The organism is Sphingomonas hankookensis (genome assembly GCF_022664465.1).
GTDB classification, from domain to species: domain Bacteria; phylum Pseudomonadota; class Alphaproteobacteria; order Sphingomonadales; family Sphingomonadaceae; genus Sphingomonas; species Sphingomonas hankookensis.
Window position 1 is genome coordinate 579,298 of record NZ_JAKREV010000001.1, and the last position, 26,584, is coordinate 605,881.

At 66.9% G+C, this 26,584-nt stretch carries 25 protein-coding genes; 6 read left to right on the top strand and 19 right to left on the bottom strand.

What is annotated here, in order from left to right; all coding sequences use genetic code 11:
- Positions 1 to 67 precede the first annotated feature (67 nt).
- Positions 68 to 3,526, top strand: coding sequence for a transcription-repair coupling factor (gene mfd, locus MF610_RS02690; RefSeq protein WP_242192556.1), 3,459 nt, complete (start codon positions 68 to 70; stop codon positions 3,524 to 3,526).
- 8 nt (positions 3,527 to 3,534) lie between these two features.
- Here mfd and MF610_RS02695 read toward each other — a convergent pair whose 3' ends face one another.
- From MF610_RS02695 to MF610_RS02725, 7 genes are all read right to left on the bottom strand, one after another.
- On the bottom strand, positions 3,535 to 4,986 hold the full coding sequence (locus MF610_RS02695) for a serine hydrolase domain-containing protein (protein ID WP_242192557.1): 1,452 nt from the start codon (positions 4,984 to 4,986) through the stop codon (positions 3,535 to 3,537).
- Positions 4,987 to 5,095: 109 nt separating this feature from the next.
- Entirely contained in the window at positions 5,096 to 5,572 is a 477-nt protein-coding gene (locus MF610_RS02700; RefSeq protein WP_242192558.1) for a hypothetical protein, read from the bottom strand.
- Positions 5,573 to 5,828: 256 nt separating this feature from the next.
- On the bottom strand, positions 5,829 to 7,211 hold the full coding sequence (locus MF610_RS02705; RefSeq protein WP_242192559.1) for a porin: 1,383 nt from the start codon (positions 7,209 to 7,211) through the stop codon (positions 5,829 to 5,831).
- A 64-nt stretch (positions 7,212 to 7,275) separates the two neighbouring features.
- Entirely contained in the window at positions 7,276 to 8,688 is a 1,413-nt protein-coding gene (gene lpdA / locus MF610_RS02710; protein WP_242192560.1) for a dihydrolipoyl dehydrogenase, read from the bottom strand.
- A gap of 67 nt (positions 8,689 to 8,755) precedes the next feature.
- Complete coding sequence (locus tag MF610_RS02715) at positions 8,756 to 9,148, bottom strand: acyl-CoA thioesterase (protein ID WP_242192561.1); 393 nt, start codon at positions 9,146 to 9,148, stop codon at positions 8,756 to 8,758.
- Positions 9,138 to 9,356, bottom strand: a complete 219-nt coding sequence (locus tag MF610_RS02720; protein WP_242192562.1) for a hypothetical protein — start codon at positions 9,354 to 9,356, stop codon at positions 9,138 to 9,140. The genes MF610_RS02715 and MF610_RS02720 overlap by 11 nt, the downstream gene beginning before the upstream one ends.
- Positions 9,357 to 10,712 carry a pyruvate dehydrogenase complex dihydrolipoamide acetyltransferase gene (locus tag MF610_RS02725; RefSeq protein WP_242192563.1) on the bottom strand — a complete coding sequence of 452 codons (1,356 nt, stop codon included), beginning with the start codon at positions 10,710 to 10,712 and terminating at the stop codon, positions 9,357 to 9,359.
- A 128-nt stretch (positions 10,713 to 10,840) separates the two neighbouring features.
- Here MF610_RS02725 and MF610_RS02730 point away from each other — a divergent pair, with 128 nt between their 5' ends.
- Positions 10,841 to 11,296: a universal stress protein gene (locus MF610_RS02730; protein ID WP_242192564.1), complete on the top strand. Its 456-nt coding sequence runs from the start codon at positions 10,841 to 10,843 to the stop codon at positions 11,294 to 11,296.
- A gap of 6 nt (positions 11,297 to 11,302) precedes the next feature.
- Here the strand turns inward: MF610_RS02730 and MF610_RS02735 are convergent, their stop codons facing one another.
- Positions 11,303 to 11,536, bottom strand: a complete 234-nt coding sequence (locus MF610_RS02735; protein ID WP_242192565.1) for a hypothetical protein — start codon at positions 11,534 to 11,536, stop codon at positions 11,303 to 11,305.
- Positions 11,537 to 11,948: 412 nt separating this feature from the next.
- Here MF610_RS02735 and MF610_RS02740 point away from each other — a divergent pair, with 412 nt between their 5' ends.
- On the top strand, positions 11,949 to 13,238 hold the full coding sequence (locus MF610_RS02740) for a M20/M25/M40 family metallo-hydrolase (RefSeq protein WP_242192566.1): 1,290 nt from the start codon (positions 11,949 to 11,951) through the stop codon (positions 13,236 to 13,238).
- A 4-nt stretch (positions 13,239 to 13,242) separates the two neighbouring features.
- Here the strand turns inward: MF610_RS02740 and MF610_RS02745 are convergent, their stop codons facing one another.
- The 4 genes from MF610_RS02745 to MF610_RS02760 all read right to left on the bottom strand — a co-directional run bounded on the left by MF610_RS02745 (position 13,243) and on the right by MF610_RS02760 (position 16,090).
- Entirely contained in the window at positions 13,243 to 14,337 is a 1,095-nt protein-coding gene (locus MF610_RS02745) for an RcnB family protein (RefSeq protein ID WP_242192567.1), read from the bottom strand.
- Positions 14,338 to 14,467: 130 nt separating this feature from the next.
- Positions 14,468 to 14,950 (bottom strand): GAF domain-containing protein, encoded by a 483-nt coding sequence (locus MF610_RS02750; RefSeq protein ID WP_242192568.1) that lies wholly within the window; start codon positions 14,948 to 14,950, stop codon positions 14,468 to 14,470.
- A 59-nt stretch (positions 14,951 to 15,009) separates the two neighbouring features.
- Positions 15,010 to 15,435 (bottom strand): alternative ribosome rescue aminoacyl-tRNA hydrolase ArfB, encoded by a 426-nt coding sequence (gene arfB, locus MF610_RS02755; protein WP_242192569.1) that lies wholly within the window; start codon positions 15,433 to 15,435, stop codon positions 15,010 to 15,012.
- A 1-nt stretch (position 15,436) separates the two neighbouring features.
- Positions 15,437 to 16,090, bottom strand: a complete 654-nt coding sequence (locus MF610_RS02760) for an RluA family pseudouridine synthase (protein WP_242192570.1) — start codon at positions 16,088 to 16,090, stop codon at positions 15,437 to 15,439.
- A gap of 29 nt (positions 16,091 to 16,119) precedes the next feature.
- Between MF610_RS02760 and MF610_RS02765 the strand changes: the two genes are divergently transcribed.
- The gene (locus MF610_RS02765; RefSeq protein ID WP_242192571.1) at positions 16,120 to 16,956 is read left to right on the top strand and encodes a M15 family metallopeptidase; all 837 of its coding nucleotides are present in this window, start codon (positions 16,120 to 16,122) and stop codon (positions 16,954 to 16,956) included.
- A 286-nt stretch (positions 16,957 to 17,242) separates the two neighbouring features.
- Here MF610_RS02765 and MF610_RS02770 read toward each other — a convergent pair whose 3' ends face one another.
- From MF610_RS02770 to MF610_RS02780, 3 genes are all read right to left on the bottom strand, one after another.
- A complete protein-coding gene (locus MF610_RS02770) occupies positions 17,243 to 18,235 on the bottom strand; it encodes a glycoside hydrolase family 43 protein (RefSeq protein WP_242192572.1) in 993 nt (330 codons plus the stop codon).
- 124 nt (positions 18,236 to 18,359) lie between these two features.
- A complete protein-coding gene (gene wrbA, locus MF610_RS02775) occupies positions 18,360 to 18,962 on the bottom strand; it encodes an NAD(P)H:quinone oxidoreductase (protein WP_242192573.1) in 603 nt (200 codons plus the stop codon).
- 19 nt (positions 18,963 to 18,981) lie between these two features.
- Positions 18,982 to 19,680, bottom strand: coding sequence for a pirin family protein (locus MF610_RS02780; RefSeq protein ID WP_242192574.1), 699 nt, complete (start codon positions 19,678 to 19,680; stop codon positions 18,982 to 18,984).
- A gap of 91 nt (positions 19,681 to 19,771) precedes the next feature.
- Between MF610_RS02780 and MF610_RS02785 the strand changes: the two genes are divergently transcribed.
- Entirely contained in the window at positions 19,772 to 20,674 is a 903-nt protein-coding gene (locus MF610_RS02785) for a LysR family transcriptional regulator (protein WP_242192575.1), read from the top strand.
- A 190-nt stretch (positions 20,675 to 20,864) separates the two neighbouring features.
- On the top strand, positions 20,865 to 21,566 hold the full coding sequence (gene ctrA, locus MF610_RS02790; protein WP_242192576.1) for a response regulator transcription factor CtrA: 702 nt from the start codon (positions 20,865 to 20,867) through the stop codon (positions 21,564 to 21,566).
- Between the two features lie 281 nt (positions 21,567 to 21,847).
- On the opposite strand, the gene MF610_RS02795 is transcribed toward ctrA, so the two are convergent.
- From MF610_RS02795 to MF610_RS02810, 4 genes are all read right to left on the bottom strand, one after another.
- A complete protein-coding gene (locus MF610_RS02795; protein WP_242192577.1) occupies positions 21,848 to 22,519 on the bottom strand; it encodes a L,D-transpeptidase family protein in 672 nt (223 codons plus the stop codon).
- A 237-nt stretch (positions 22,520 to 22,756) separates the two neighbouring features.
- Complete coding sequence (locus MF610_RS02800; protein ID WP_242192578.1) at positions 22,757 to 24,427, bottom strand: amidohydrolase; 1,671 nt, start codon at positions 24,425 to 24,427, stop codon at positions 22,757 to 22,759.
- Entirely contained in the window at positions 24,424 to 25,305 is an 882-nt protein-coding gene (locus tag MF610_RS02805) for an NAD(P)-dependent oxidoreductase (RefSeq protein ID WP_339328511.1), read from the bottom strand. Before MF610_RS02805 ends, MF610_RS02800 begins: the two co-directional genes overlap by 4 nt.
- 213 nt (positions 25,306 to 25,518) lie before the next feature.
- A complete protein-coding gene (locus MF610_RS02810) occupies positions 25,519 to 26,499 on the bottom strand; it encodes an SDR family oxidoreductase (RefSeq protein ID WP_242192580.1) in 981 nt (326 codons plus the stop codon).
- Between the last annotated feature and the right edge of the window lie 85 nt (positions 26,500 to 26,584).

A 26,584-nucleotide genomic window follows, 5' to 3' on the forward strand; every position in this document is an offset into this window, starting at 1 on the left:
AACAGCCGCCGCGCACTCCCCCTCTCCCAACCCTCTCCCCCAAGGGGGAGAGGGCTATAGGAACCCGATGCCCGACCTCTCCAAAATCCTGTCCGCCCCCCGCTCGCTCACCCTCGCGGGCGTCCCGGCAGGCTTCCTCCCCGTCCTCCTCGCCGACCTCGCCCGCGGCGCGAAGGGCGACCTGATCTACATCGCCCCCGACGAAGCGGCGATGCGCGCGATCGCAACCACCGCGCCGTTCTTCGCCCCTGACCTCTCGGTCCTGCAATTCCCCGCCTGGGACTGCCTCCCCTACGACCGCGCCAGCCCCACGCTGCGCTCGATGGCCGAGCGCCTCTCCGCGCTGCACACGCTACAGGGACCGGCGAAGGGCCCCCGCCTGGTCGTCACCACCGTCAACGCCGCGACCCAGCGCACGCTGACCCCCTTCCGCATCCGCCAGCTCGTCGCGCGCCTCGCGCCGGGCGAACGCATCTCCCTCCCCCGCCTGTCCGCGCTGCTCCAAGCCAACGGCTATAACCGCGTCGACACCGTCCACGACGCCGGCGAGTTCGCCGTCCGCGGCGGCCTCGTCGACCTCTGGCCCTCGGGCTCCGATGTCGGCCTCCGCCTCGACTTCTTCGGCGACGAGATCGAAACCGTCCGCACCTTCAGCCCGGAGGACCAGCGCACCACCGGCCGGGTCGATGGTTTCACCCTGCTCCCCGCGTCCGAAGCGCTGCTCGACGAAGACTCGATCAAGCGCTTCCGCACCCGTTACCGCGAAAAGTTCGGCGCGACCGCGACCGGCGACCCGATCTATCAGGCGATCAGCGACGGCCGCCGCCTCTCGGGCATGGAACATTGGCTACCCTTTTTCGAAGAGCGGCTCGAAACCTTATTCGACCATTTGTCACCCGAAGCGGTCATCGTCCGCGACGCGGGCGTCCCTGCCGCCGCCGAGCAGCGTTTCGAATCGATCGCCGACTATCACACCAACCGCGTCCGCGCGCAGACCAACGATCCCGGCAGCTACCGCCCGCTCTTACCGAACGCGCTCTACCTCTCGGCGGAAGAATGGGCCGATCGCCTGTCGGACACCGCCGCGCATCAGGTCACGCCCTTCCACGCCCCCGACAGCGCCACCTCGATCGATTTCGAGGTCGACGGCCCGCGCGACTTCACCCCCGAACGCACGCAACAGGCCAACATCTACGAAGCCGTCGTCGATCACATCGCGTCCCTGCGCAAACAAGGCCGCAAGCCGATCCTCGCCAGCTATTCGGAGGGGGCGCGCGAGCGGTTGATGGGCCTGCTCGCCGATCACGACCTGACCGGCGTCTCGACCGTCGAGACATGGCAGCAGGCGCTGGGCGGCGCGAAATCGACCGTCTCCTTCGTGGTCCTCCCCCTCGACCACGGCTTCACCGCCGCCGACGTCGCGGTGCTGACCGAACAGGACATGCTCGGCGACCGGCTCGTCCGCCGTGCCAAGCGTCGCAAGAACACCGACGCCTTTCTTCAGGAACTCGCCACCCTCTCCCCCGGCGACCTCGTCGTCCATGCCGACCACGGCATCGGCCGCTATGTCGGGCTGACGCAGGTGCCGGTGGCCAAGGCTCCGCACGACTGCGTCCAGCTCGAATATGCCGGCGGCGACAAGCTCTACGTGCCGGTCGAAAACCTCGAAGTCCTCAGCCGCTACGGCGCGGGCGAGGAAGGCGCATCGCTCGACCGTCTCGGCGGCGAGGCATGGCAGCGGCGCAAGGCGCGGATGAAGGATCGCATCCGCGAAATCGCGGGCGACCTGATCGCCACCGCCGCCAAGCGCGCGATGCGCCCCGCCGATATCGCCGAACCCGACAGCGGCGGCTACCCCGCGTTTGTCGACCGTTTCCCGTATCAGGAAACCGACGATCAGGAACGCGCCATCGCCGACGTCCTCGAAGACTTGAGCGCCGGCCGCCCGATGGACCGCCTCGTCGTCGGCGATGTCGGTTTCGGCAAGACCGAGGTCGCGCTGCGCGCCGCCTTCGTCGCCGCCATGGCCGGGATGCAGGTCGCGATCGTCTGTCCGACCACCCTGCTCGCCCGCCAGCACTACAACAACTTCAAGGCCCGCTTCGAAGGCTTCCCGATCGAAGTCGGCCGCCTCTCCCGCTTGGTCACCGCAACCGAGGCGAAGAAGGTCCGCGACGGCCTGACCGATGGCACGATCGACGTCGTCGTGGGAACCCACGCCGTGCTGTCGAAACAGGTCGATTTCAAACGCCTGGGGCTCGTCATCGTCGACGAGGAACAGCGGTTCGGCGTGACGCACAAGGAACGGCTGAAGGCGATGAAGGCCGACGTCCATGTCCTGACTCTCACCGCCACCCCGATCCCGCGCACGCTGCAAATGGCGATGAGCGGCCTGCGCGAACTGTCGGTGATCCAGACCCCGCCGGTCGATCGCCTCGCGGTGCGCACCTATATCATGCCATGGGACCCGGTCGTCCTGCGCGAGGCGTTGCTGCGCGAACATTATCGCGGCGGTCAGGCCTATTTCGTCACCCCGCGCATCGCCGACCTGCCCGATATCGAGAAGTTCCTGACCGAGGAAATTCCCGAAATCCGCTACGTCGTCGCCCATGGCCAGATGGCCCCGACCGAGGTCGAGGAACGCATGTCAGCTTTCTACGACAAGCGCTACGACCTGCTCGTTTCGACCACCATCGTCGAATCCGGCCTCGATATTCCGTCGGCCAACACCCTCATCATCAACCGCGCCGACAAATTCGGCCTGGCGCAGCTCTACCAGCTGCGCGGCCGCGTCGGCCGTTCGAAGACCCGCGCCTATGCGTACATGACCACGCCCCCCGAACGGCTGGTCAGCGAGGCGGCGGAAAAGCGCCTGAAGGTCCTCTCCGACCTCGAATCGCTCGGCGCCGGCTTCCAGCTTGCCAGCCACGATCTCGACATTCGCGGCGCGGGCAACATGCTCGGCGACGAACAATCGGGCCATATCAAGGAAGTAGGCTTCGAACTCTACCAGTCGATGCTGGAGGAGGCGATCCTCGACGCCAAGGCCGGGGGTCTCCGCGACGACAAGCCCAAGGACTTCTCCCCCGCGATCACCGTCGACGCGCCGATCCTGATCCCCGAGGATTACGTCCCCGATCTCGACCTGCGCATGGGCCTCTATCGCCGCCTCAACGACGTCGAGGACCGCGCCGGCATCGACGCCTTCGCCACCGAACTGATCGACCGTTTCGGGAAGCTGCCGGTCGCCACCGCCAATCTGCTGCAATTGATCGAGGCCAAGCTGAACGCCAAAAAGGCGTGCGTCTCCAAGATCGACGTCGGCGCAAAGGGCGCGATCGTCAGCTTCCACGAGGACAAGTTCCCCAGCGTCGAAGGGCTGCTGGCCTATGTCGACAAGCTGGCCGGCACCGCCAAGCTCCGCCCCGACATGCGCTTGGTCATCAGCCGCAACTTCGGCGACCCGCAGGCCCGCCTGAACGCAGCACTCCAGATTTCGCGCGGGCTGGCGAAGGCGGCGGGGTAACGCGCCGGTCAGCGCGTCGCCGCCGCTTCCCGCGCAAACGGCACGTCGAACGGACCGGTGACGACGCGCCCGGCAACGTCCGGTGCCGCCCGGTCGATCCGCAGCACAAGGTCGCTCGACAGGATGAAATAGGTGTCGGGCGACAGGGCATAGAGCGGCTCGCTGACCCCGTCCTTCATCGACAAGGCCAGCCCCGCGCCCTGCCGCAGGATCGAAAACGACCCCAGTTCCGGAATGGCGTAGTTCCCGACCATGCGCGCAGCGGTGGCTTCGGGAATCGGTACGCTGCGGCGCACGACGCTGCGATAGCTCGGCCAGTCATAGGCGGCGGCGACGCTGCGCGTGATCTCCATTGCCAGCTCGTTGCCCTGTGCGCCGTTGGTCATCACCGCGACCCCGTCGCCCGATCCGCTATAGGCGACGAGGAAATTCTCATATCCCTCGTTGCTGCCACCATGCGAGAAGACGCGGTTGTCCGGCGCGCCATGGACTTCGAGGCCGAGGCCATAGTCGCCCTTGCCCGGCGTCAGCATCGCCACCGCCAGCTTCTGGTCCAGCAGCCCGCCCGGTCCCCGCACGCTGTCGCGCACCGCGATCGCATAGCGTAGCAGGTCGCTGGGCGTACTCCACAATCCGGCGGCGGCCAGTTCGGGGTAACGATGCGGCCCGCCCTCGACCGGCTTGCCCAGTCCGTCATGTGGCCACGCCGCCGTCGCCTGCGTTGCGGTATCGATCGGCTGGGCAAAGCGGCTATGCGTCATGCCCGCCGGGCGCAGCACCTCGTCTTGCAGGACCGTGGCAAAAGGCTTGCCGGTGACATCCCCGATCAGCTTCTGGATGACGGTGTAGCCACCACCCGAATAGCGCCACTTCGTTCCGGGGCGGGTATCCACCACGACCGGCCTGGTATTGGCGGGCGCGTGTCCGGCCAGCACGTCGTCAACGCTCGGAACCGCAGCACCCGCGGCATAGCCCGGAAAGCCGTGGACCGTCGTTCCCGCAGTATGCGACAATAGTTCGCGCAGCGTGACCTGCATGCCCGGCGGGGTTGGCAGCTTCCACCCCCGCAACTGTACGTTCACATCGCTGTCCAGCGTCAGGCGATGCTGGTCGACCAGGCGCAGCGCCGCCAGCGCCGTCACCGGCTTGCTGATCGATCCTGCCTGGAACAGCGTGTCGGGCGTCACCGCACCCCCGCCGGCGCGGGTGACGCCATAGCCCTTGGCCCAAGCGATCCGTCCGTCGTGCAGCACGGCCACACTGACCCCCGGCACCTGCAACCGCCGCATTTCCGCGGTAATCGTCCGGCGCGGCGCGGGCGCATCGGCCAGCACCACGGCCGGAGCCAGCCCCTGTTCGACCGCGACGACCTTTGTCTTCTCGCCCTGCTCCGGCTGGGCCATGGCGGGCGTCGACAGGAATGCGGCAACGCAGCTCAGGGCAATCGATCGGCGCATCATGTCCGTCTGGGGTTCGGGGCGGGTATCGCGCCCTTAGAACCGCGCCGCAGCGTCCCGCAAGCCTGTGCCATCGCCGTACCGACCCCCGGCCACCCGGACAATCGCCGCGTTACCTGACCGACCACGCCACCGACACGATCCGCCAGCCGGCATTGCCGCGGACCAGCAGCCAATGCTCCATCCCCGCATTCACCTCGACACCGTCGATCCTGAACGAATAGTCGAACGACATCGCGGCGGAATCGCCGTCGCGGTTGATCCGGACGTTGCGGAAATCCTCTTCGGCGTTGCCCTTCCTCGACACGATGCTGTCGATGAACGCGATCGGGTTGTTGCCGGCGTCGAACGCCGCTTTCACGCCCTTGCTCGACCGGTCCTTCGCCACCGCGGCATCGCTCATCACCTCCTGCCAGTTGGTCGCCTCGGGTCGCAGGAACAGCGACAGGAACGCCGCCTTGTCGCGATGCTTGATCGCGTGCTGGAACTTGGCCGCCAGCGCGCGGATGTCGCGGTCGCCCGTGTCCGGCACCTTCACCTGCGCCGGAACGCCCGCGGCCAGCAACATTGCGATCATCACCGGCGTCATCGACATTCCCCCGCTGCGAGCCGATCGCGCCCGGATGCGCGAATCGCTGCTCGTTCGGGGAACGGATAGGCCGACCGACACCCGCCCCGCCAGCGGCCGGCGCGACGGAAGCGCACTTTCCTACTGCGCGCCTCGCTGCCATTCTGCGGACCGGCCACCCTCCGGCCATGCTCTTTGACATCGCCGCTCGATCTGCGCGCAAAAGACGCACGAGTGTGAACTTCGTGAACTTTGACGCCCGCCGGCGCAAAAAATCCTAGTAATTCAACTGCAACTGCGTCCGGAACACATCACCCTCGGCGCGCCCGGTCCGCCGTTCATCCGCCTCGGCGCGCTCCATCCGGGCATAGGCCAGCGTCAGCTCCAGCGCCGGGACCGGCTGGAACTCGATGCCCAGCTCGATCTCGTCGGTTTCCAGCCGGGGCGCGTTGACCGCCGCCTTCCACCCGCCGCGATAGGTCTGCCAGCGGGCATAGGGCATGAACGGCCCGACCGGTGACTGCCGCACCCGCGCCATCGCCTGCACATAGCCGCCATGTAGCGGCTTCGTCGTAATCGCGCGCAGCGTCCGGTCATATTCCGGGCCCCGTCCCCAATTCCATTCCGCCTGGAACCCGATCGGCGCAGGATACAGGATCGCGTGCAGTCCGACTCGGTCGTCGGCAAAGGCCATGTCGCTGACCCCGCCGGTCCGCACCTCGGGCTGGACGCGGTTGGTATAGGCGCTGCCGCCGACCTCCAGCACGCGTCCGCTGCCGATCTCGAACGGCCACGTCGCCAGCGCGACCGCCATCACCGCGTCGTTCGTTTCCTCGCGGTTGATCCCCTGTCCATTATAGATCCCGACCCCGAACGCACCGTAATTGCCGAACAGCTTCTGCCCGTCATCGGTCAGCCGTTCCCAGATGTCCTCGACATGGGTCGGCGTGTAATAGGCGACGACGCCGATATCGCGCTCGCTCGGCACCCCGCTGTTGATCGCATCGCTGCGATCGAGCGTCAGCCGGTTCGACGACGACTGCATATTCTCCCACCCGAACGGCACCTTCGACTGGCCGAAGCGCAGCCGGAACCGCTTGTCCGGGTCGAGGAACGCATCGAAATAGGCGTCGCGCAGTTGCAGAAATCCCTCGCGCCGCTCGCCGACCGACTGGCCGTTCACCGCCGTCGCGAAGTCGGGCTGGAGATAGAACGACACCCGGTCGCCCAAGTCGCCCTGCAGGATCAGGCGGATGCGGCGGAAGGTGAAGCCGGTATCGTCGCCGATGCCGCTGTCATGCACCGACCGCAGCCGCGCCACGCCATCGGGAGCGGTCCGGTCGCCGCTGACGATCTCGTTCAGTCGCAACTGGGTATAGCCGCGCAGCCGGATGCGGTCGTACCAGCGCTCACGCTTGGGGGTCGTCGGGGCAGCAGCCACCTGCGTCGGCGTGACGGGTGCCAAGGGTACGGGCGCGGCTGGTACCGGCGCTGCGGTAACGACCGGCGGCCTTACGACGGCACCCTGTGCCGCCTTCATCTCGGCGATGACCGCCTTCAATTCGTCGATCTGGCGCTGCAATTCCTGCACGGTCTGTGCGGCGGCAGGGGGCACGGCCACGAACGACGCGGCGACCGCCGCAGGGAGCAGATGCTTCATGGACCCGCGCCATGGCGCTGCGCGATGGCGCGGGTCAAGCCATATGACGATCGCGTTACAATCGTCAGATATGGATCGCGCGACCATAGGCGGCCAGTACCGACTCGTGCATCGATTCGGAAATGGTCGGGTGCGCGAACACCGTCTGGGTCAGTTCGGTCTCGGTCGTTTCCAGCTGGCGGGCGACGACATAGCCCTGGATCATCTCGGTCACTTCCGCGCCGACCATGTGCGCGCCCAGCAGTTCGCCGGTCTTGGCGTCGAACACCGTCTTCACGAAACCTTCCGCCTCGCCCAGCGCAATCGCCTTGCCATTGCCGATGAAGGGGAACTTGCCGACCTTCACGCTGTAGCCCGCTTCCTTGGCCTTCGCCTCGGTGAAGCCCACGCTGGCGACCTGCGGCCGGGCATAGGTGCAGCCCGGAATGTTGTTCTTGTCCATCGCGTGCGGATGGACGTCCTTGTTGCCCAACGCCTTGGCAATGGCCTCGGCGGCGATCACGCCCTCATGGCTCGCCTTGTGCGCCAGCCACGGTGCGCCGGTCACGTCGCCGATCGCCCAAATGCCGTCGACATTGGTCTTGCCATAGCCGTCGGTCTTGATGTGACCGCGCTCGGCCTCGATCTTCAGCGCCTCCATGCCAATATTCTCGGTATTGGGCACGATGCCGATCGCGACGATCGCGTGGCTGAACTCGATCTGCTCGACCTTGCCGTCCGGCCCCTTGATCGCGGCCTTCACGCCCGCCGGGCTCGATTCCAGCTTTTCGAGGCCCGACTTGGTCTTGATCGTCATGCCCTGCTTGGTCAGCGCCTTGTGCATGAACTCGCTGACCTCGGCGTCCTCGACCGGCATGATCCGGTCGAGCATTTCGACGATCGTCACGTCGGCGCCCATGTCGTTGTAGAAGCTGGCGAACTCGACACCGATCGCACCCGACCCGATGACCAGCAGCTTGGTCGGCATTTCGGGCGGCACCATCGCGTGACGATAGGTCCAGATCTTCGCACCATCGGCCTTGGCGAACGGCAGATCGCGGGCGCGCGCACCGGTCGCGATGATGATGTGCTTGGCCTCCAGCTCGGTGGTCTTGTCGCCCTGCTTGACCGACAGCTTGCCCTTGGCCGTGATCGTGCCGATGCCCTCGTGCACCGTCACCTTGTTCTTCTTCATCAGGCCCTTGACGCCGGCGTTCAGCTGGCCCGCGACTTTGCGGCTGCGATCGACCACCTTGGCAAGGTCGAACGACGGCTTGTCGTTCGACAGGCCGTATTGCGCGGCGTGCATCATGTAGTGATAGATTTCGGCCGAGCGCAGCAGCGCCTTGGTCGGGATACAGCCCCAGTTGAGGCAGATACCGCCCAGCCGCTCGCGCTCGACGATCGCGACCTTGAGGCCCAGCTGGCTCGCGCGGATCGCCGCGACATAGCCGCCGGGGCCGGAACCGAGCACGATGAGGTCATAGGTATCAGCCATCATTTTGCCTTTTCGCTCGCTGCTGCCCGGTCGAGCAGCTGAATAATTGCAGCACGATCGCCGTGCGTTAGCCCTCGATCGCCCGCGGCTTGCGGTGCTCGTCGATCGCCACAAACACGAAACGCGCCTGCGTCACGCGGTTCACCGCCTCGCCGAACCGGTCGCGGCGCCATGCTTCGACCTCGATCGTCATCGACGTGCGGCCGACCTTTACCAGGCTGGTATAGACCGACACTTCGTCGCCGACCGCGACCGGCGCGTGGAAGTGCATCGCGTCGACCGCGATGGTCACCGCACGTCCGCGCGCGTGCCGCGCGGCGACCAGTCCGGCGGCCATGTCCATCTGCGACATGATCCAGCCGCCGAAGATATCGCCATACGGGTTGGTGTCGGCCGGCATCGCGGTGACACGCAGCGCAGGCTGGCCCGGCGGCGGAGCGACGGCATCCTCATCGATCATGCGGCACCTCCTTCGCGCGTTCCTCAGCCATGGCCCGCTGCACCTGCCGCACGCCGAGCAGTACGACGATCGCCATCGCCGCCCATGTCACCGTCCAGATGTCGCGCCGCCCCAGCGGATACGACCATGCCGACAACGACCCGATCGCCCACGCCGCCGCCACCCCGGCGACGACGTGCACGATCTCGGTCAGCAGCCGGACGCGCATTTACGCGATCAGGCCGAGCGGCGACTCCACCAGCGCCTTAAACAGCTTCAGCATCTCGGCACCGTCCGCCCCGTCGATGGCGCGGTGGTCGAAGCTGCCGGTCGCCGTCATCACGGTCGCCACGCCCAGCGCGTCGTCGACGATGTACGGGCGCTTCTCACCGGCACCGACCGCCAGGATCATGCCCTGTGGCGGGTTGATGACCGCTTCGAACTGCTTGATGCCGAACATGCCCATGTTGCTGAGCGACGCGGTACCGCCCTGATATTCCTCGGGCTTCAGCTTGTTCTCCTTGGCGCGGCCCGCCAGGTCCTTCATCTCGCTGCTGATCTTCGCCACGCCCTTGTTCGCGGCGTCGCGGATGATCGGGGTGATGAGTCCAGTCGGCGTCGACACCGCCACCGACACGTCGGCGCGCGAATACTGCACCATTTCGTTGCCGAGGAAGGTGACGTTGCACTTCGGACTGTTTTCCAGCGCGACGCCCAGCGCCTTGATCAGCAGGTCGTTGACCGACAGCTTCACGCCCCGCGCGTCGAGCGACTTGTTCAGGTCGCCGCGCAGCTTGAGCAGCGCATCCAGACGGATGTCGACCGTCAGATAGATGTGCGGCACCTGCTGTTTCGATTCGGTCAGGCGACGCGCGATCGTCTTGCGGATGTTCGACAGCTTTTCGACCGTGTGCGGGATCGAATCGTCGAACCACACGGCGGCAGCCTTGGGCGCTTCGGCGGCAGGGGCCGATGCGGCGGCCTGCGGCGCGGGCGCCGCGGCTTCCGACTTCGGCGTAGCTGCCTGACCCGGCTTCGCGTTCTCGACATCGGCCTTGACGATGCGGCCGTTTGGACCGCTGCCGGCGATGCCCGACAGTTCGAGGCCCTTGTCGGCGGCGATGCGACGCGCCAGCGGGCTCGCCTTCACGCGGCTACCGTCGCTCTGCGCGGCACCGGCACCGGCCGGGAGGCCATGGTCCGACGTGCCGGCGGGGGCGGGTTTCGCTTCGCTGCCGGTCTTGTTCGGATCGGTCGCGTCGGGCTTGCCCTTGAACTGGTCGTCGGCGGGCGCGGGGGTCTCGGCCTTCTTGGGCGCTGCGTCGATGGCCGAGGCGTCCTCGCCCTCTTCGAGCAGGATGGCGATGACCGCACCGACCTTCACATTGTCGGTACCCTCGGCGACCAGCACCTTGCCGATCGTGCCTTCGTCGACGGCTTCGAATTCCATCGTCGCCTTGTCGGTTTCGATTTCCGCCATGATGTCGCCGGACTTGACGGTATCACCTTCCTTCACCAGCCATTTGGCCAGCGTCCCCTCTTCCATGGTGGGGGACAGGGCGGGCATCTTGATCTCGATCGGCATGGGGCAGAAGGGTCCTCTCAGGCTCGTCGCGCCTCTTCGCCGCCGGGCGGCTTCGGGTCAAGCCCCGGCACCACCTTGCATGACGCTGCGGAACCGGCGCATGAACCATTGCTTGAGCGGAGGGGTGCATGCGGACATATCTGGTCGTGGTCGACGAAAGCCCCGAAAGCGCGGTCGCCCTGCGCTTTGCGGCACGCCGCGCGGTAAAGACCAATGGCGGCGTGGAAGTGCTGGCGCTGGTCGAGCCACAGGAATTCGCGCCATGGGGCGGGGTGCAGGCGACGATCGAGGAAGAGGCGAAGGAACGTGCCGAAGCCCTGGTACAGGGTGCGGCCGGCACGCTGATCGCCGAGTCGGGCCTGCAACCGCATCTGACGGTACGGATCGGCGACGGACCGCGAATCGTGCGTGAGATGATCGCGGCCAACCCGGAAATCGCCGCGCTGGTGCTGGGCGCCGCGGCCACCGGATCGCCGGGCCCGCTCGTCACCCACTTCGCGGGCACCGACGCTGGCGCGCTGCCGGTGCCGCTGATGATCGTCCCCGGCAGTCTCGACCGCGACGGGATCGATCGGCTGAGTTGATCGGCGCTAAGGGCGACGAGCGAACCGCCGGACGAGAAACCAGCCGCCACCGACGACGAGGACCACGGCAATCGCGATCGCCGCTGGTCGGCCCAATTCAAAGGCGCCGCCGAGCAGCATCTGCACGGCAAACACGATCAGCGCGAGGAGTAGCGCCTGATCGGCCCACCATCGGGCACGCACTTGCCATGACGGACGCGGTGGTGAATCGAAACCTTCTGTCGGCCCACGATCCGTCATCACGACACTCCCACTGTGTTGGGCAGCCCGCATTCACCAACCGCGCATCATCAAACCGTAGGAGTACCGTGCGGGGGAGAGCAGCGATTCGCGCTCGATCCCCCGCGGGCTGCCGCTGTTCGCCGGGTGTCCGGCACATCCTCTCTTATAATTCAGCGCAGCGCTGGTGAGCGGGCGTTAGCGCGGACGACGCACAAAAAAAAGGGCCGGCGAACCGACCCTTGAAAGTTTTAGGAGAGGATGCCTGAAAGGCACAGTCGTTGTGCATCGCAACCGGCGCGTTAGCAATTGCAAAAAACGAAACCAAACATTCTATTTCTGCACGATCCCTATTCGGATGATGGGTTTTAAGGTGCGATGGGTATCGTTCGAAACCGGTTGACCCGATGCGGGAACACGCCATCCTCCCGTCATGCGATCGATCCTGCTGCTGCCCGCCCTGCTGCTCGCCACCACCGCCGAGGCCCGCGACACGCCCCGGCCCGACCGGCTGCGCGCCGATGTGGCGACGCTGGTGTCGTTCGGCACGCGGCACACCGCCTCCGATCCCGACGATCCGAAGCGCGGGATCGGCGCGGCCAGGCGGTGGTTCGCGAGTGCGCTGACGCGGATCGGGTCGGGGTGTGGCAACTGCATCACCGTCGCCAACATCGCCCGCGGGTTCACTGGTCCGCGTGCGCCGAATGGCGTAAATGTCGTCGACGTGCTGGGGTTTCAGCAAGGTCGCGATCCCAAGCGCGTCGTCATCGTCATGGGCCATATCGACAGCCGCGTGACCGACGTGATGGACGCGACCAGCGATGCGCCGGGCGCGAACGACGATGCATCGGGCGTGGCGCTGGTGCTGGAAGCGGCACGCATCCTGTCGAAGGAAAAGTTCGACGCGACCATCGTCTATGCCGCGCTGTCGGGCGAGGAACAGGGACTGTGGGGGGCACAGCTGCTCGCCGAAACCGCGAAGGAGCGCGGCTGGACCGTCTCCGCCGTGCTGAACAACGATATCGTCGGCAACACGGTGGGACAGGATGGCCGCCGCGTCGCCGACCGGGTCCGCGTCTTTTCCGAAGGCATCCGCGCATCCGAATCGATCGAGCAGCAGACCGCCCGGCGTGCCGCGGGTGGCGAGGATGACGGCCCGTCACGCGCGCTGGCCAAGGCGATCGATTCGGTCGCGACGACGCTGCCCGGTGGGCTCGACGTGTTCCTCGACCGTCGGCCCGATCGGTTCGGGCGCGGCGGCGACCATGAACCGTTTCTCAAACTCGGCTATCCCGCGATCCGCTTCTCCGTCGGGGTCGAGAATTACGATGCGCAGCATCAGGACCTGCGCCGCGAGGGTGGCCGCGTCTATGGCGACACGATCGACCGGATGGACTTTCCCTATCTGGCCAAGGTGACCGCGATCAACGTCGCGACACTCGCCCGCCTTGCCACCGCTCCGGCGGCACCCGCCACTGCCTCGATCGACGGCGCGCTATCGACCGATACGACGGTGCGCTGGGCGCCGGTCGCCAACGCTGCCGGCTATCGCATCCGCTGGCGCCGCAACGACACACAGGGCTGGACCGACAGCCGCGACGTGACGGGTGCAGAGGCGGTGTTGAAGGGGGTGATCGTCGACGACCATTTCGTCGCCGTCTCGTCGCTGTCGGCGGGTGGCGCGGAGAGCGTACCGACCTTCGCCGGCCGCCCCCTGCGCTGACCCCTCACCGCCGCAACAGCTTCGAGCGCTGCACCCGGCGCGGCGCCGAACGCCGCGTCGTATAGGTCACGACCTCCTCGGTGGTCGTCGTCACCACCGGCTGGCTTTCGACCGTCACCGTCGTCACCGTCCGCGGCGGATAGTAATATCCATCGGAGACATATCCCCCCGGCCCTTCGGTCGTTGTTGTGGTGGTATAGCTGCGCGCGACCGGCGGCGCGCCGACATGCCGCTCGACATAGCCGCCCCGCGCCCGCGGGCGGATCGGCTGGACCTGTTCGCGCATCGGACCGAACACGACGCCCGGTGCCGGCTCGCCATAGCCGGGCTCGCCATAATAGCCGTCGTCGGGTGCCATCGGCACGTCGTCGCCCGGCAGCGGATAGTCCGCTCCGTACCCCGGCTGCAGCGGCGGCGGAGGCGGCGGCGCACGGCGATCCTCGGCACGGTCGATCGCCGTCCCGGCCAGCGCTCCGACACCGGCGCCCAGCACCGTACCGCCCAGCCGGTTGCCGCGCCCGGCGATGACGTTGCCGGCAACACCCCCGGCCACGCCACCGATCATCGCCCCGCCGACCCCATTGTCGCGACGCGCGACAGACGGCGGCGGAGGGGGTGGCGGCTGATCGCCTTCCGAGCGGTAGCTGTCATACGCCCGGTCGTCGCGGACATAGCGCCCAGTATCGCGCGCATCCCAATCGATCCCGCGGCGGTAATCAACCACCCGCCCGTCGCGATCGGCCAGCACGGCATCGTCATAATAGCGATACCAGCCATAGCCCGGCTGCGGCCGCGTCAGGCCGTAAACCGGCCAGTCCTGCACGAAAAAGCTCGGCGCGACCCAATAGCGCGGCAGCATCCATCCGCGCGCCGGCAGCTTATACGCCGCCCAGCCGCCCGGCGCGTAATGGCCGCCATACCAGCGCCCGCGCACCTTCCCGCCCCAACGCGGTCCCGGCAGGTTCACCCGCGGCTGTCCGGGATACAGCGCCGGGCGCCCCGGCCGCGCCTCGGGCGCCTGGCCGACGCGCGGCTGCGCTTGGGCAATGCCGGTCGAGGCAAGGATCGCCGCGATGGCGGCAAGGGTCGGCGTTCGCATCGTCCGGTCGGCTCCCTGAAAGCTGGCCGCGACGAACCGCGAGCCCTTATGGTTGCCGAAACCTTACCACGCGCCCCGGTTCCCGGCCAATCCGGCGATTGCCGCGCCGAGCGTCCCGCACCGGGGCAGATCAGCCGATCCGCGGCCCCAACAAGGCCACCAGCGCCTCGCATCCCGCCTGATCCTCGGTATCGAACCGCCCGGCCAGCGGGCTGTCGAGATCGAGCACCCCGATCAACCGGTCATCGACCACGATCGGCACGACCAATTCGCTGCGGCTGTCGGCATCGCAGGCGATATGGCCTGGAAAGGCATGGACGTCGGCGACCAGCTGCGTCGTCCGGCGTTCCGCCGCGGTCCCGCACACCCCGCGCCCCATGGCGATGCGGATACACGCCGCCTTACCCTGGAAGGGCCCGAGCACCAGTTCGTCGGCGACCAGCCGATAAAAGCCGGCCCAGTTGAGGTCGGGCAGATACTGCATCAGCAGCGCCGACGCGTTGGCCATGTTGGCGATGGCATCGGTTTCGTCCGCGGTCAGCGCGTCGAGCGCGGAGAGCAGGTCGCGGTACAGGTCGCCCTTGGCGCCGGCGGCGATGTCGAACTGGTACATGGGCGCCTATGTAGCGCCGCCGCTCCCCCAAGCAATCCTCCCCACCCTGTGGGGCGGATTCAATCCATCTTCACCCTACCCCGCCCCGCCTTCACCTGCGACCGCCCCTTCTTCGCATCGACCCTTCGCACCTGCGACGCCTTGGTCGGCTTGGTCGCGCGGCGCTTCTTCGGCACGATCGTCGCCTCGCGGATCAGCTCGAACAGCCGCTCGCGCACCTCGCGCCGGTTCATCTCCTGTGATCGCGACGCATCGGCACGCAGTGTCAGCACGCCGTCCTTGGTCAGCCGCGATCCGGCCAGCACGGCCAGCCGATGCTTGACCGCCTCGGGCAACCCCGGCGACGCCACCACGTCGAAGCGCAGCAGCACCGCGCTGTCGGTGGTGTTGACATGCTGCCCGCCCGGCCCCGACGCCCGCGTAAAACTCTCGACCAGTTCGCCGCTATCGATCGAAATCGACCGGGTGATCGGTATCAGCGGCACGTCAGACTTCGTCGAATCCCGCCGCGACGAAGCTCTTCGGCCACGGCGCGGTCACGTCGATCGCGGGCTTGTTGTCGCGCGGCACCATCAGCCCGACGGCGTGGAGCAGCATGCCCTGTCGCCCGCCCCGGCCATAGACCGGATCGCCCGCCACCGGACAGCCAAGCCCTTCGGCCATATGCACGCGGATCTGGTGCGTCCGGCCGGTTTCGGGGAACAGCGCGACCAGCGCGCGATCGCCGACCGTCCGGAGGACGCGCCAGTTGGTCCGCGCCGGCTTGCCCTTCGCATCGCCGACCATCCGCCAGCCAGCCTCGGCGGTGCTGACCTTGGCCAGCGCCATGTCGATCTCGCCCGACTCCCCCGCCGGAATCCCGTCAAGGATCGCCAGATAGCGCTTCGTCACTCGTCCCTGTTCGAACGCCTGCTGGAACCGGGCATGCGCCTTCGGATTGCGGGCGAGCAACAGGCAGCCGCTGGTATCGCGGTCCAGCCGGTGGACCGGCGTTGGTTCGCGTTGAAAGGTGAAGCGCAGTTCGTCCGCCCGCGCGACGATGCTCGGCGATCCGTCGCGCGGCGGATCGACCGGCAGGCCGGCGGGTTTGTCGAGCACGATCGCTTCGCCGTCGATGAACAGGACCAGGTCGTCAAGCATTTCGCTCCCTTGCCATCGTTGGCGACGCCATGCCAGTGCGCATGGGCGGTCCTGCCGATCCGGAGACATTCGTGCGCCACCCTCACGCCCCCCTTGCCGCTCTGGCGCGTATCGTCCCGCCGCTATGCATCCTTGCGGCCTGCGCCCCGACCCCGGCGCCCGTACCCCCGGTCGCGGCGCCGACGCCCACCCCGACAACGGTCGCCCCGCCGACAGTCGTCGTCCTGCCCCCCGCCGGCCCGACCGGTCCGGTCGAGCTATGCGGACGGGGCACGGTACAGCGGACCGGCGACGGACGGCTGTTCAACCATTTTCCCTATCCCGACATGCCCGCCAGCGCGTTGATCGACGCGCCGACGACCTTGGGCGGGTCGTGCAAGGTCCACCCGGCGATGGCCGGCGATCTCTACCGCCTGCTCGCCGCCGCCGATGCCGACCCGGCGATCGCCGGCACGCTCCGCGCCGTGTCCTGCCACCGTTCGGAAGCATTGCAGCGCCAGACCTTTTGCGGCGGCATCGGCGTGAACGGATCGGGCAGCTTCGCCGAACGCGCCTGGGCCTCCGCGCCGCCGGGGCATAGCGAGCATTCGACCGGTTATGTCATCGACTTCGGCACCAGCACGTCAACGGCGTGCAATGCGGAAGCCTGTTTCGCCGCCACCCCCGCCGGCCGCTGGCTCCGCACCAACGCCGCGAAGTTCGGCTTCGAAATGTCGTTCCCGGCGGGCAACAAGCAGCAGGTGAAGTGGGAACCCTGGCACTGGCGCTGGGTCGGCACGACGCCGAACGAAGCCGGAGCGGCACCGGCGCGGTCGATCTTCCTGCAGGCGCGGACGCGGTTCCCGGCAGAGCCTAAGGTGGATTGACCGTCCGCTACTCCCGGCACCCCAGTGCCACACACGTCATCCCAGCGTAGGCTGGGATCTCCCCGCGATCGAGCGCGCCTCGCCGCAGAAGGCCCCAGCCTTCGCGGAGGGGTTGCGTTCCGGGAAGGCGCGCGCGAACGGAAGACGTTTCGTACGCTGCAGCGATTCATGAGGCCGTTGGCGCGGGTGTCCTTGCCATAAGCACGCCCCCTCCGCGCCTCCGCGCCTCCGCGCGAACCACGACCTTCTTCTTCGCGTCATCGCGCCTTCGCGTGAATCAAGCCTTCTACTTGGAAGCCGTAACCCCAGCCTTGGTCTGCACCACCGGCTGCATCGTCCCATTTGCATTGTACGATAGCCGCTCGACCGTCACCGCCCGCCGTCCGATCGATCCGTTCAGATCGCCGATCGCCAGCGCGGCATTGTGCAGGAACAGATACCAGTCGCCTTTAAACTCGACGATCCCGGGATGGATCGTGAAGCTGTACCTGCCCGATCCGGTAAGCTCCCCGCGATAGGTCCACGGCCCCTTGATCGACGGCGCAGTCGAATAGGACACGCGCTCGTCGCGGTGCTTCGCGCGGTCGAGCGAGGCGTAGGTCAGGTAATACATGCCCTTGCGCTCATGCAGCCACGGGCCCTCCTCGAAATGCGGCGGGGTGATTTCGGTGATCGGTCCGTCGATCTCGATCATATTGGGCTTCAACTTCGCGATATAGCATTGGCGATTGCCCCATGCGATCCACGTCGTCCCGTCGCGATCGGTGAAGACGGTCGGGTCGATATCCTCCCAGCTATGCGTGCCCTTCGGCGTCATCTGGTTGGTGATCAGCGCCGATCCCCTGGCATCGACGAACGGTCCCGTCGGCTTGTCCGCGACCGCCACCGCGATCGCCTTGCCCGGATGGGTCGCGTCATGCTCGACCGCGGCATAGAACCAGTATTTGCCGTTCTTGAAGATCGTCTGGCTGGCCCACGCATCGGCCTTTGCCCATTTAAAATCGGCGACCTTCATGATCGCACCATGATCGGTCCAATGCCGCATGTCGGTGGTCGAATAGACCAGCCATTCGCGCATGTTGAACATCTGGTCGCGCTCGGCCTGGTCATGTCCGACATACAGGTACAGCCGGTCGCCGACGACGAGCGGCGCGGGGTCGGCGGTGAACTTGTCGCGGATGATCGGATTGCTGCCCGGCACCGGGCGATCCTGCGCGGGCGCCGTAGCGGCCACCGCGCCCATCAGGGCGAACGCCCCCCACCGAATGATTCCGCGCATATCCCTCTCCGTCATTCTGTTCTGACGGCGACAATAACCGATAGCGCTAACATTCCAAGCGGCCGGAAACGCCGGGACAATGTAAAGGCGTGACGGGGCGGCCCAACAGCCGCCCCGCCCCGCATCAACCGAAGACCTTGGTCGCCAGTTCGGCAATACGCTTGCCCTGATAGCGCGCGCCACCCAGTTCGATCTCGGTCGGCTGGCGGCTGCCGTCGCCGGCGGCGATCGTCGATGCACCATACGGCGTGCTGCCGTTCACTTCGTCCAGGCCCATATGCCCTTCATAGCCGTAATCGAGCCCGACGATCGTCATGCCGTGATGCATCAGGTTGGTGATGATCGAGAACAGCGTCGTTTCCTGCCCACCATGCTGGGTCGCGGTCGAGGTGAAGGCGCCGCCGATCTTGCCGACCAGTCCGCCCTTCTGCCACACGCCGCCGGTCGTGTCCCAGAACGCCGACATCTGGCTCGACATCCGGCCATAGCGGGTGCCGGTGCCGACGACGATCGCATCATAGTTGGTCAGTTCGTTCGGATCGGTCAGCAGTTCGTGATGATCGGCAACCTGGAAGCCGGCCGACCTGGCGACCTCGTCCGGTGCGGTTTCGCGCACGCGGCGGACGTCCACCTCGGCTCCGGCGGCACGTGCGCCCTCAGCAACCGCATCGGCCATCTTCGCGACATGGCCATAGGACGAATAATAGAGAACCAGTACCTTCGACATGGACGTTACTCCCTTGGGATCATTCGGAATCGACGAGGACGATTTCGGTGTCCTCGGTCGCGGTGATGGTGACGGTCTGCCCGCCCGACAAAGCGGCCCCGTCACGCGCCTGAAAGGCGACGCCGTCGATGGTGAACGCACCGGTCGCCGCGACGAGATAGGCGTGACGCCCCGCCCCCACGCTGTGTTCCACGCTTTCGCCGGCTTTCAGCGTCGCGCCTAGCACCCGTGCCTCGGCGCGGATGCGCAGCGCGTCATCGTCGGCGTCATAGCCGCTGGCCAGTGTGACGAACTTTCCCGACCGCTCGCCCTTCGGAAACGGCTTGGCACCCCATGAAGGCGCGCCGCCCTTCTGCCGCGGTTCGATCCAGATCTGGAAGATGCGCGTCGTTTCGGGTTCGAGGTTGTATTCGGCGTGGCGCACCCCGGTGCCGGCGCTCATGACCTGCACGTCACCCGCCGCAGTGCGGCCCTTGTTGCCCAGCGAATCCTGATGGGTGATCGCGCCGGAGCGGACATAGGTGATGATCTCCATGTCCTTGTGCGGGTGCGGCGGAAACCCGCTGTTCGCGGCGATCTCGTCGTCGTTCCACACCCGGATCGCGCCCCAGCTCATCCGCGCGGGATCGTAATAATTGGCGAAGCTGAAATGATGCCGCGCGTTCAGCCATCCGTGATCGGCATGGCCCAGGCTGTCGAAATTGCGTTTCTCGATCATGGTCGATCTCCTTGCTTGACCCTCAAGATAGGCCGCGCGATCATGACGTAAATGGAAACGTCGGAAACCGATCGTTTCGCAAGGAGGGCGTATGCGACTACCGGATTTCGAAGCCTGGGCGATGTTCGCCTGCGTCGTCGAACATCGCTCGTTCAGCGCCGCCGCCCAGTCGATCGGGGTGTCGAAGGCGACGGTATCGAAAGCGGTGGCCCGGCTGGAGGTATCGCTCGGCACCACCCTCTTCCACCGAACCTCCCGCCGCCTGACGTTGACCGATGCCGGCCAGTCGCTCGCCGAACGGGCCGCGCGCATCTTGGCGGAGGCACAAGGCGCGGAGGAACAGGCGCGCGATGCCGCCGCCGCGCCCACTGGGCTCGTCCGCGTCGCCGTGCCGATGTCGTTCGGCCTCGCCCATGTCGCACCCGCCATCGCCGATTTCCTAAAACTGCATCCCGGCGTGGAGATCGACCTGACCCTATCCGATGCCAAGGTCGATATCGTCGCGGAGGGGATCGACGTCGCGCTGCGCATCGCCGACCTGCCCGACAGCACGCTGCGCGCCCGTCGCCTTGCGCCCGTCGCGATCCGCATCGTCGCCGCGCCCTCTTATTGGGACGCGCGCGGCCGCCCGGCGCATCCCGCCGATCTGGGCGACCATGCCTGTTTCGGCTATACCAACCTGCCCAACGCCATCTGGCATTTCCGCCGCGGCGAAGAAGAGGTCGCGGTCCGCCCGACCGGCCCGCTGGCGACCAACAATGGCGAAGCGATGCTGCCCGCCCTGTGCGCCGGGCTCGGCATCGCACGACTGCCCGATTTCCTTGTCGACGCCGATATCGCGGCGGGCCGGCTGGAACCGGTCCTGCCCGACTGGAGCAGTGGCGCGGTGGCGCTGCACCTGCTGACCCCGCCGGGCACGCTGCGGCCTGCACGGGTCGAAGCGCTGATCGATTATCTGTCCGAACGCTTTCGCCGGTCGTGTAATCTGCGTTAATACGCCTAAACTTTCCCCGCGTCCGACCGTTTACCCCTCCGGAACCCTTCAATCCGCTTAACCAACGGAATTTACGAAGTGTTTTCGATTAGGCAAAAATTAACCTTTTGCCTTCATAGGTGTTTACGTTAATGTTTTTGTTGCGCGCCGCTCAGGGACAAGCGCGCCGCGAAACGGGGGAAGTAGGCCGATGCGCGTGCTGTTGATCGAGGACGAGCCGACGACCGCGAAGGCGATCGAGCTCATGCTGACGACCGAAGGATTCAATATCTACACGACCGATTTGGGCGAAGAAGGCCTCGATCTGGGCAAGCTGTACGATTACGACATCATCCTGCTCGACCTGAACCTGCCTGACATGCACGGCTATGACGTGCTGAAGAAACTGCGGGTGGCGCGGGTGCAGACGCCGGTCCTGATCCTGTCGGGCATCGACGAAATGGATTCGAAGGTCCGCTCGTTCGGCTTCGGCGCCGACGATTACGTGACCAAGCCGTTCCACCGCGAGGAACTGATCGCGCGCATCCACGCCGTGGTCCGCCGGTCTAAGGGTCATTCGCAGTCGGTGATCCGCACCGGCAAGCTCTCGGTGAACCTCGATGCCAAGACGGTCGACGTCGACGGAGCGCGCGTCCACCTGACGGGCAAGGAATATGCGATGCTCGAGCTGCTCTCGCTGCGCAAGGGCACGACGCTGACCAAGGAAATGTTCCTCAACCATCTCTATGGCGGGATGGACGAGCCGGAACTGAAAATCATCGACGTCTTCATCTGCAAGCTGCGCAAGAAGCTCAGCATGGCATGCGAAGGCGACAATTATATCGAAACCGTCTGGGGCCGCGGCTATGTGCTGCGCGAGCCGGACGAAATGGGGATCGTGGCGGTCGCGTAAGGGTACGCTCTACCTCGCCGCCACCTCCCCGTTTGGTTCGAGCAGCTTCGAGCCCGTCGAGAAGCGCCCGTCGAGAACCCGCGCGTTTTAGGCAACCCCTTCTCGACAAGCTCGAACCTGCGCTCGAAGCAAACGGTAGGGCGCGTATAGATACTGGCAGGTATCAGGTGCCCAGCCAACTAGCCCACCGTATCCCCGCGCAGGCGGGGATCCAGGGTTATAGGGCGCACCGCCCGGGGCTCTGGATCCCGCCCGCGCGGAGATACGGCCGGTGAAGAACCTCAAGCCGTAATCGCCCCACCCATCCCCAACCGCTTGCCGTTGGTGATGATCACCCGGTCCCCCAGCTTCGCAGCCGCGAACAGCTTCTTCGCGAACGCGGTCGGCACGCCGATGCAGCCATGCGTTGCCCCGCCCTCTTGCACGTCGCTGCCGTGGATCGAAATCCCGTCATTGGTCAGCCGCAGCATATACGGCATCGGCGCGCCATAAAGGTTGCTGACATGATCGGCATCCTTCTCCGTGATCTTGAGCGCGCCCAAAGGCGTAGGCTTCCAGTCCGCGCCATACAGCACCACCGCCGCGCCGATCTCATAGCCGTCGCGAAATACCGACAGCACCTGTGCATCGAGGTCGATCGTGACGACCAGCTTGCCGCTGGCCGGCGCGCCGTCCTCGTCCCACACCCAGCGGCCATGGGTGAAGGGGCCGTCGATGTTAAGCACGCGGCGGACTACCATCGCCTCCGAGGCCGGGGTCGACTGCGCCAGCGGCGTTGCGACCGGCAGCGGCGTCGGACGAACGATCGGCGCCGCCGCGACCTTCACCGCCGGGGTGGCGGCAACCGGCGCAGGCTTCGTCGCGCCCAGCAGCATCGCCGCCCCGCCAGCGGTCGCACCGACCACGCCGACCAGCAACACCACGCCCAATCCGGTTCGCACAGATGCTCGCATCGATCCTCCTGATGGGACCCCATGTAGGGGATGTAGGCGGACGACGCACCCCGCCAATCCGGAGCGTGTCAGGATGGGACGGGGGCCGTTGCCCTTAAGATCCTCACCATATCATGGGGAGGGGGACCGCCGCGAAGCGGTGGTGGAGGGGGGAGGCCACAAACGCCCCGCCCGCAGCAATGCCCCTCCACCAGCCTTCGGCTGGTACCCCTCCCCGTTCCCAAGAGGATTTTCGAACTAGCGCCCGCTGGCCTTCGGCTCGTCCTTCAACGGCCAGGCCTTATACCCGCCGACCCACGTCTCGATCACCTTCGTCACTCGCAACTCCGCCGGCGTCGCCGCCACCGGATCGCGATCCACGACGATGAAGTCCGCCTTTTGCCCCGGCCGCAGCGATCCGAATTTCTGTTCGGCGAACCCGGCAAACGCCGCGTCCTGCGTGAACGCCTTCCACGCCTGTTCGCGCGTCACCTTTTCTTCGGGCCGCCAGCCACCCGGCGGCTGGCCGTTCGCATCCTCGCGGGTGAAGGCGGCGGCCCAGCCGACGAACGGGTTCGGGCTCTCGACCGGATAGTCCGATCCGAACGCCAGCCGCCCGCCATCCTTCAACACCGTCGCCCACGCATAGGCCCCGGTCAGCCGCGCCGGCCCCAGCCGCGCTTCGGCCATCGTCCGGTCGCCGGTGGCATGGACCGGCTGCATCGACGCGATGATGCCGTTGCGGCCCAGCCGCGGCAGGTCGGCGGGGTCGATCACCTGCGCATGTTCGATCCGCCAGCGGCGATCGTCCTTGTACGACGATGCCAGCTCATCGATCGCGTCGAGCACCTGCCGGTTGGCGCGGTCGCCGATCGCATGGATCGCGAACTGGAACCCGTCCATCGTGCCGCGGCTCAGCAGGTTCAGCAGCGTCGTATCGTTGATGAACGACAGCCCGGTCTGCTTCGGCGCATCGGTATAGGGTGCCTTCAACCACGCCCCGCGCGATCCCAGCGCGCCATCGGCGTACAGCTTGATCCCACCCATGCGCAGCCGGTCGCCATACAACCAAGGCGTCGGTCCCGCGCCCGCGATGGTCAGCGCCGGCTCCAGCCCCATCGCATAGCTCATGATCCGCACGCGCAGCTGGCCGATATCGCCCATCCGCCGGAACACCTGCCAATCGTCGACCGACGTGCCCATATCGGCGGTCGCAGTGATGCCGAGCGACAGCAGCGTCTCCTGCGCCTTCAGGAACGCGGCGTTGCGTTCGCGCGGCGACGGTTTCGGCTTGGCCGCGTCGAACAGGCTCGCGGCACTGTCGACGAACACGCCCGATGGCTGACCGTTGGGCAGCAATTCGATCCGCCCGCCCGCTGGCGCCACCGTCTTGGCGGTGATCCCCGCCGCCTTCATCGCCGCGCTGTTGGCCCACACGGCATGGCCGTCGGCCCGCTCCAGCAGCACCGGCTTGTCGCCCGCCGCCGCGTCCAGTTCGGCGGCGGTCGGGAAGCGGCCCAGTCCCCACGCCTCCTGGTTCCACCCGCCGCCGGTGATCCACGGCCGGTTGCCGTTGGACCGCGCATAGGACTGGATCGAAGCCTGCGCATCGGCGAGCGACTTCGTGTTCGACAGGTCGAGTTCGAGCGCGCGATAGCCCAGCGACATGACATGGCCATGCGCGTCGATCATGCCGGGCATGACGATCTTGCCGCCCATGTCGCTGCGCCAGTCGAGCTTCTTCGGCGCCTTCTCCCCCTTGGGCACCAGCCGGACGACCTTGCCGTCGCGATCGACCAGAATGCCGCCGAAGCGCACCACCTGCCCCCGCGAATCCAGCGCCACGCCGTTGACGTTATCGATCAGCCCGTCGGCCTGCGCGGTCCCGGCCAGCAGCAGTGCGGCGAGGGTAAGGACGCGGCGGATCACTTGGCGATCCTCCGCACCAGCGCGCTTGTATCCTGGCGTCCGCCGCCCATCGCCTGCACCTGCGCATAGAATTGATCGACCAGCGCCGTCACCGGCAGCGTCGCGCCGTTGCGCCGCGATTCATCCAGCGCGAGCCCCAAATCCTTGCGCATCCAGTCGATCGCAAAGCCGAAATCGAACTCGTCCCGCGCCATGGTCGGCCAGCGATTGACCATCTGCCAGCTCTGCGCCGCGCCCCCCGACACCGCGTCGAGCACCTTGTCGAGGTCGAGGTCGGACGCCTGTGCGAAGCGCAACGCCTCCGACAATCCGCCCAGCACACCGGCGATGCAGATTTGGTTGACCATCTTCGTCGTCTGCCCCGCGCCGGCATCGCCGACATGGACGATGCGCTGGGCATACGCCTGCATCAACGGTTCGGCAGCGGCAAAGGCTTCTGCCGTGCCGCCACACATGATCGACAGCTTGCCGTTCTCGGCCCCCGCCTGCCCGCCAGACACCGGCGCGTCGAGTACCAGCAGTCCCTTGGCCGCCCCGGCCTCGGCCAGTTCGCGGGCGATCGCCGCCGACACGGTGGTATGATCAGCGAACAGCGCACCCTCGCGCATCGCGGCGAACGCGCCGTCGCTGCCCAGCGTCACCGCGCGCAGGTCGTCGTCGTTGCCGACGCACGCGAACACCGCATCGGCCCCTCGCGCCGCGGCGGCAGGCGTATCGGCGACCGTCCCACCATGCTGCTCGGCCCAGGCGTCGGCCTTGGCGCGAGTGCGGTTATAGACGGTGACCTGATGGCCGGCGGAAACGAGGTGCCCGGCCATGGGCGCGCCCATGACGCCGGTGCCGATGAATGCGAGTGTTGCCATGGGCCAGCGGTCTATGGACTTCGCGCGCCGCGGGGAAGGGCCGATGTTGCGCGCGGAGTGGACTGAACGAGGTTCTGGCGCGACCACACGCCCCAACCGTCACCCCGGGCTTGACCCGATATCGTCATTCCCGCGGAGGCGGGAATCCATACACGCCGACGTCCCGGCACCATCGCAAACGACGGCGTGTATGGACTCCCGCCTTCGCGGGAGTGACGAAGGCATGGTTCAGGCCGGCTGCCCGCCCCCGCCGGTCGCCCCGAAAATCTGCCCGGTCGAAAAGCTCATTCCCGGATCGGCCGCGGCGACATACAGCCCGGCGATCTCCGCCGGCTGTCCCGGCCGCCCCAGCGGCGAACTGCCACCGAAACTCTGCAGCTTCTCGGGCGTCGCCCCACCGCTTACCTGCAACGGCGTCCAGAACGGCCCCGGCGCCACCGCATTGACGCGAATACCCTTCGACGCCAGCTGCTTGGCCATCGCCTTGGTAAAGTTCAGCACCGCCGCCCGCGTCAGCGCATAATCGACGATGTCCGGCGACGGATCGCTCGCCTGTTCCGACGAGGTATTCACGATCACCGCCCCCGGTCCCATGATCGCCACCGCCGCCTTGGTAAGCCAGAACGGCGCATAGACGTTGGTCTTCATCGTATCGTCGAAATCCTGCGCGCTGATCGACGCGATATCGGGCCGGGTCTGCTGTCGCGCCGCATTGTTGACGAGGATGTCGAGCCCGCCCAGCTGCGTCGCCGCCTGCTGCACCAGCTTGCGGCAGAAGCCTTCGTCGCGCAGGTCGCCGGGGATCGCCACCGCCTTGCGCCCAGCCGCGCGGATCAGCGCGACGACCTCGCGCGCATCGGGCTCCTCGGCCGGCAGATAATTGATCGCCACATCGGCGCCTTCGCGGGCATAGGCAATCGCGGCGGCGCGGCCGATGCCGCTGTCGCCACCGGTGATCAGCGCGCGCTTGCCGGCAAGACGCCCCGATCCCTTGTAGCTCTGCTCGCCATGGTCGGGCCGCGGCGTCATCTTGGACGCGAGGCCGGGCCAGGGCTGGCGCTGGACCGGAAAGGGCGGCTTGGGATGCGCGGCGGCGGCGGCGCTGGTGGGGGCTGCGGCACCCCCGCCCTGCGCCGATGCGGGCACGGCGGCCGCCACGCCTGCAAGGGCTGCACCGGTGACAAAGGTACGGCGATCGGTATCGGTCATGGAGTTCGGCTTTCCGGCTAGGAGGGTCTTCAAGAGACGCCGCCCCGCCCGATGGGTTCCCCTATTGGTACAAATCGGCTACCCG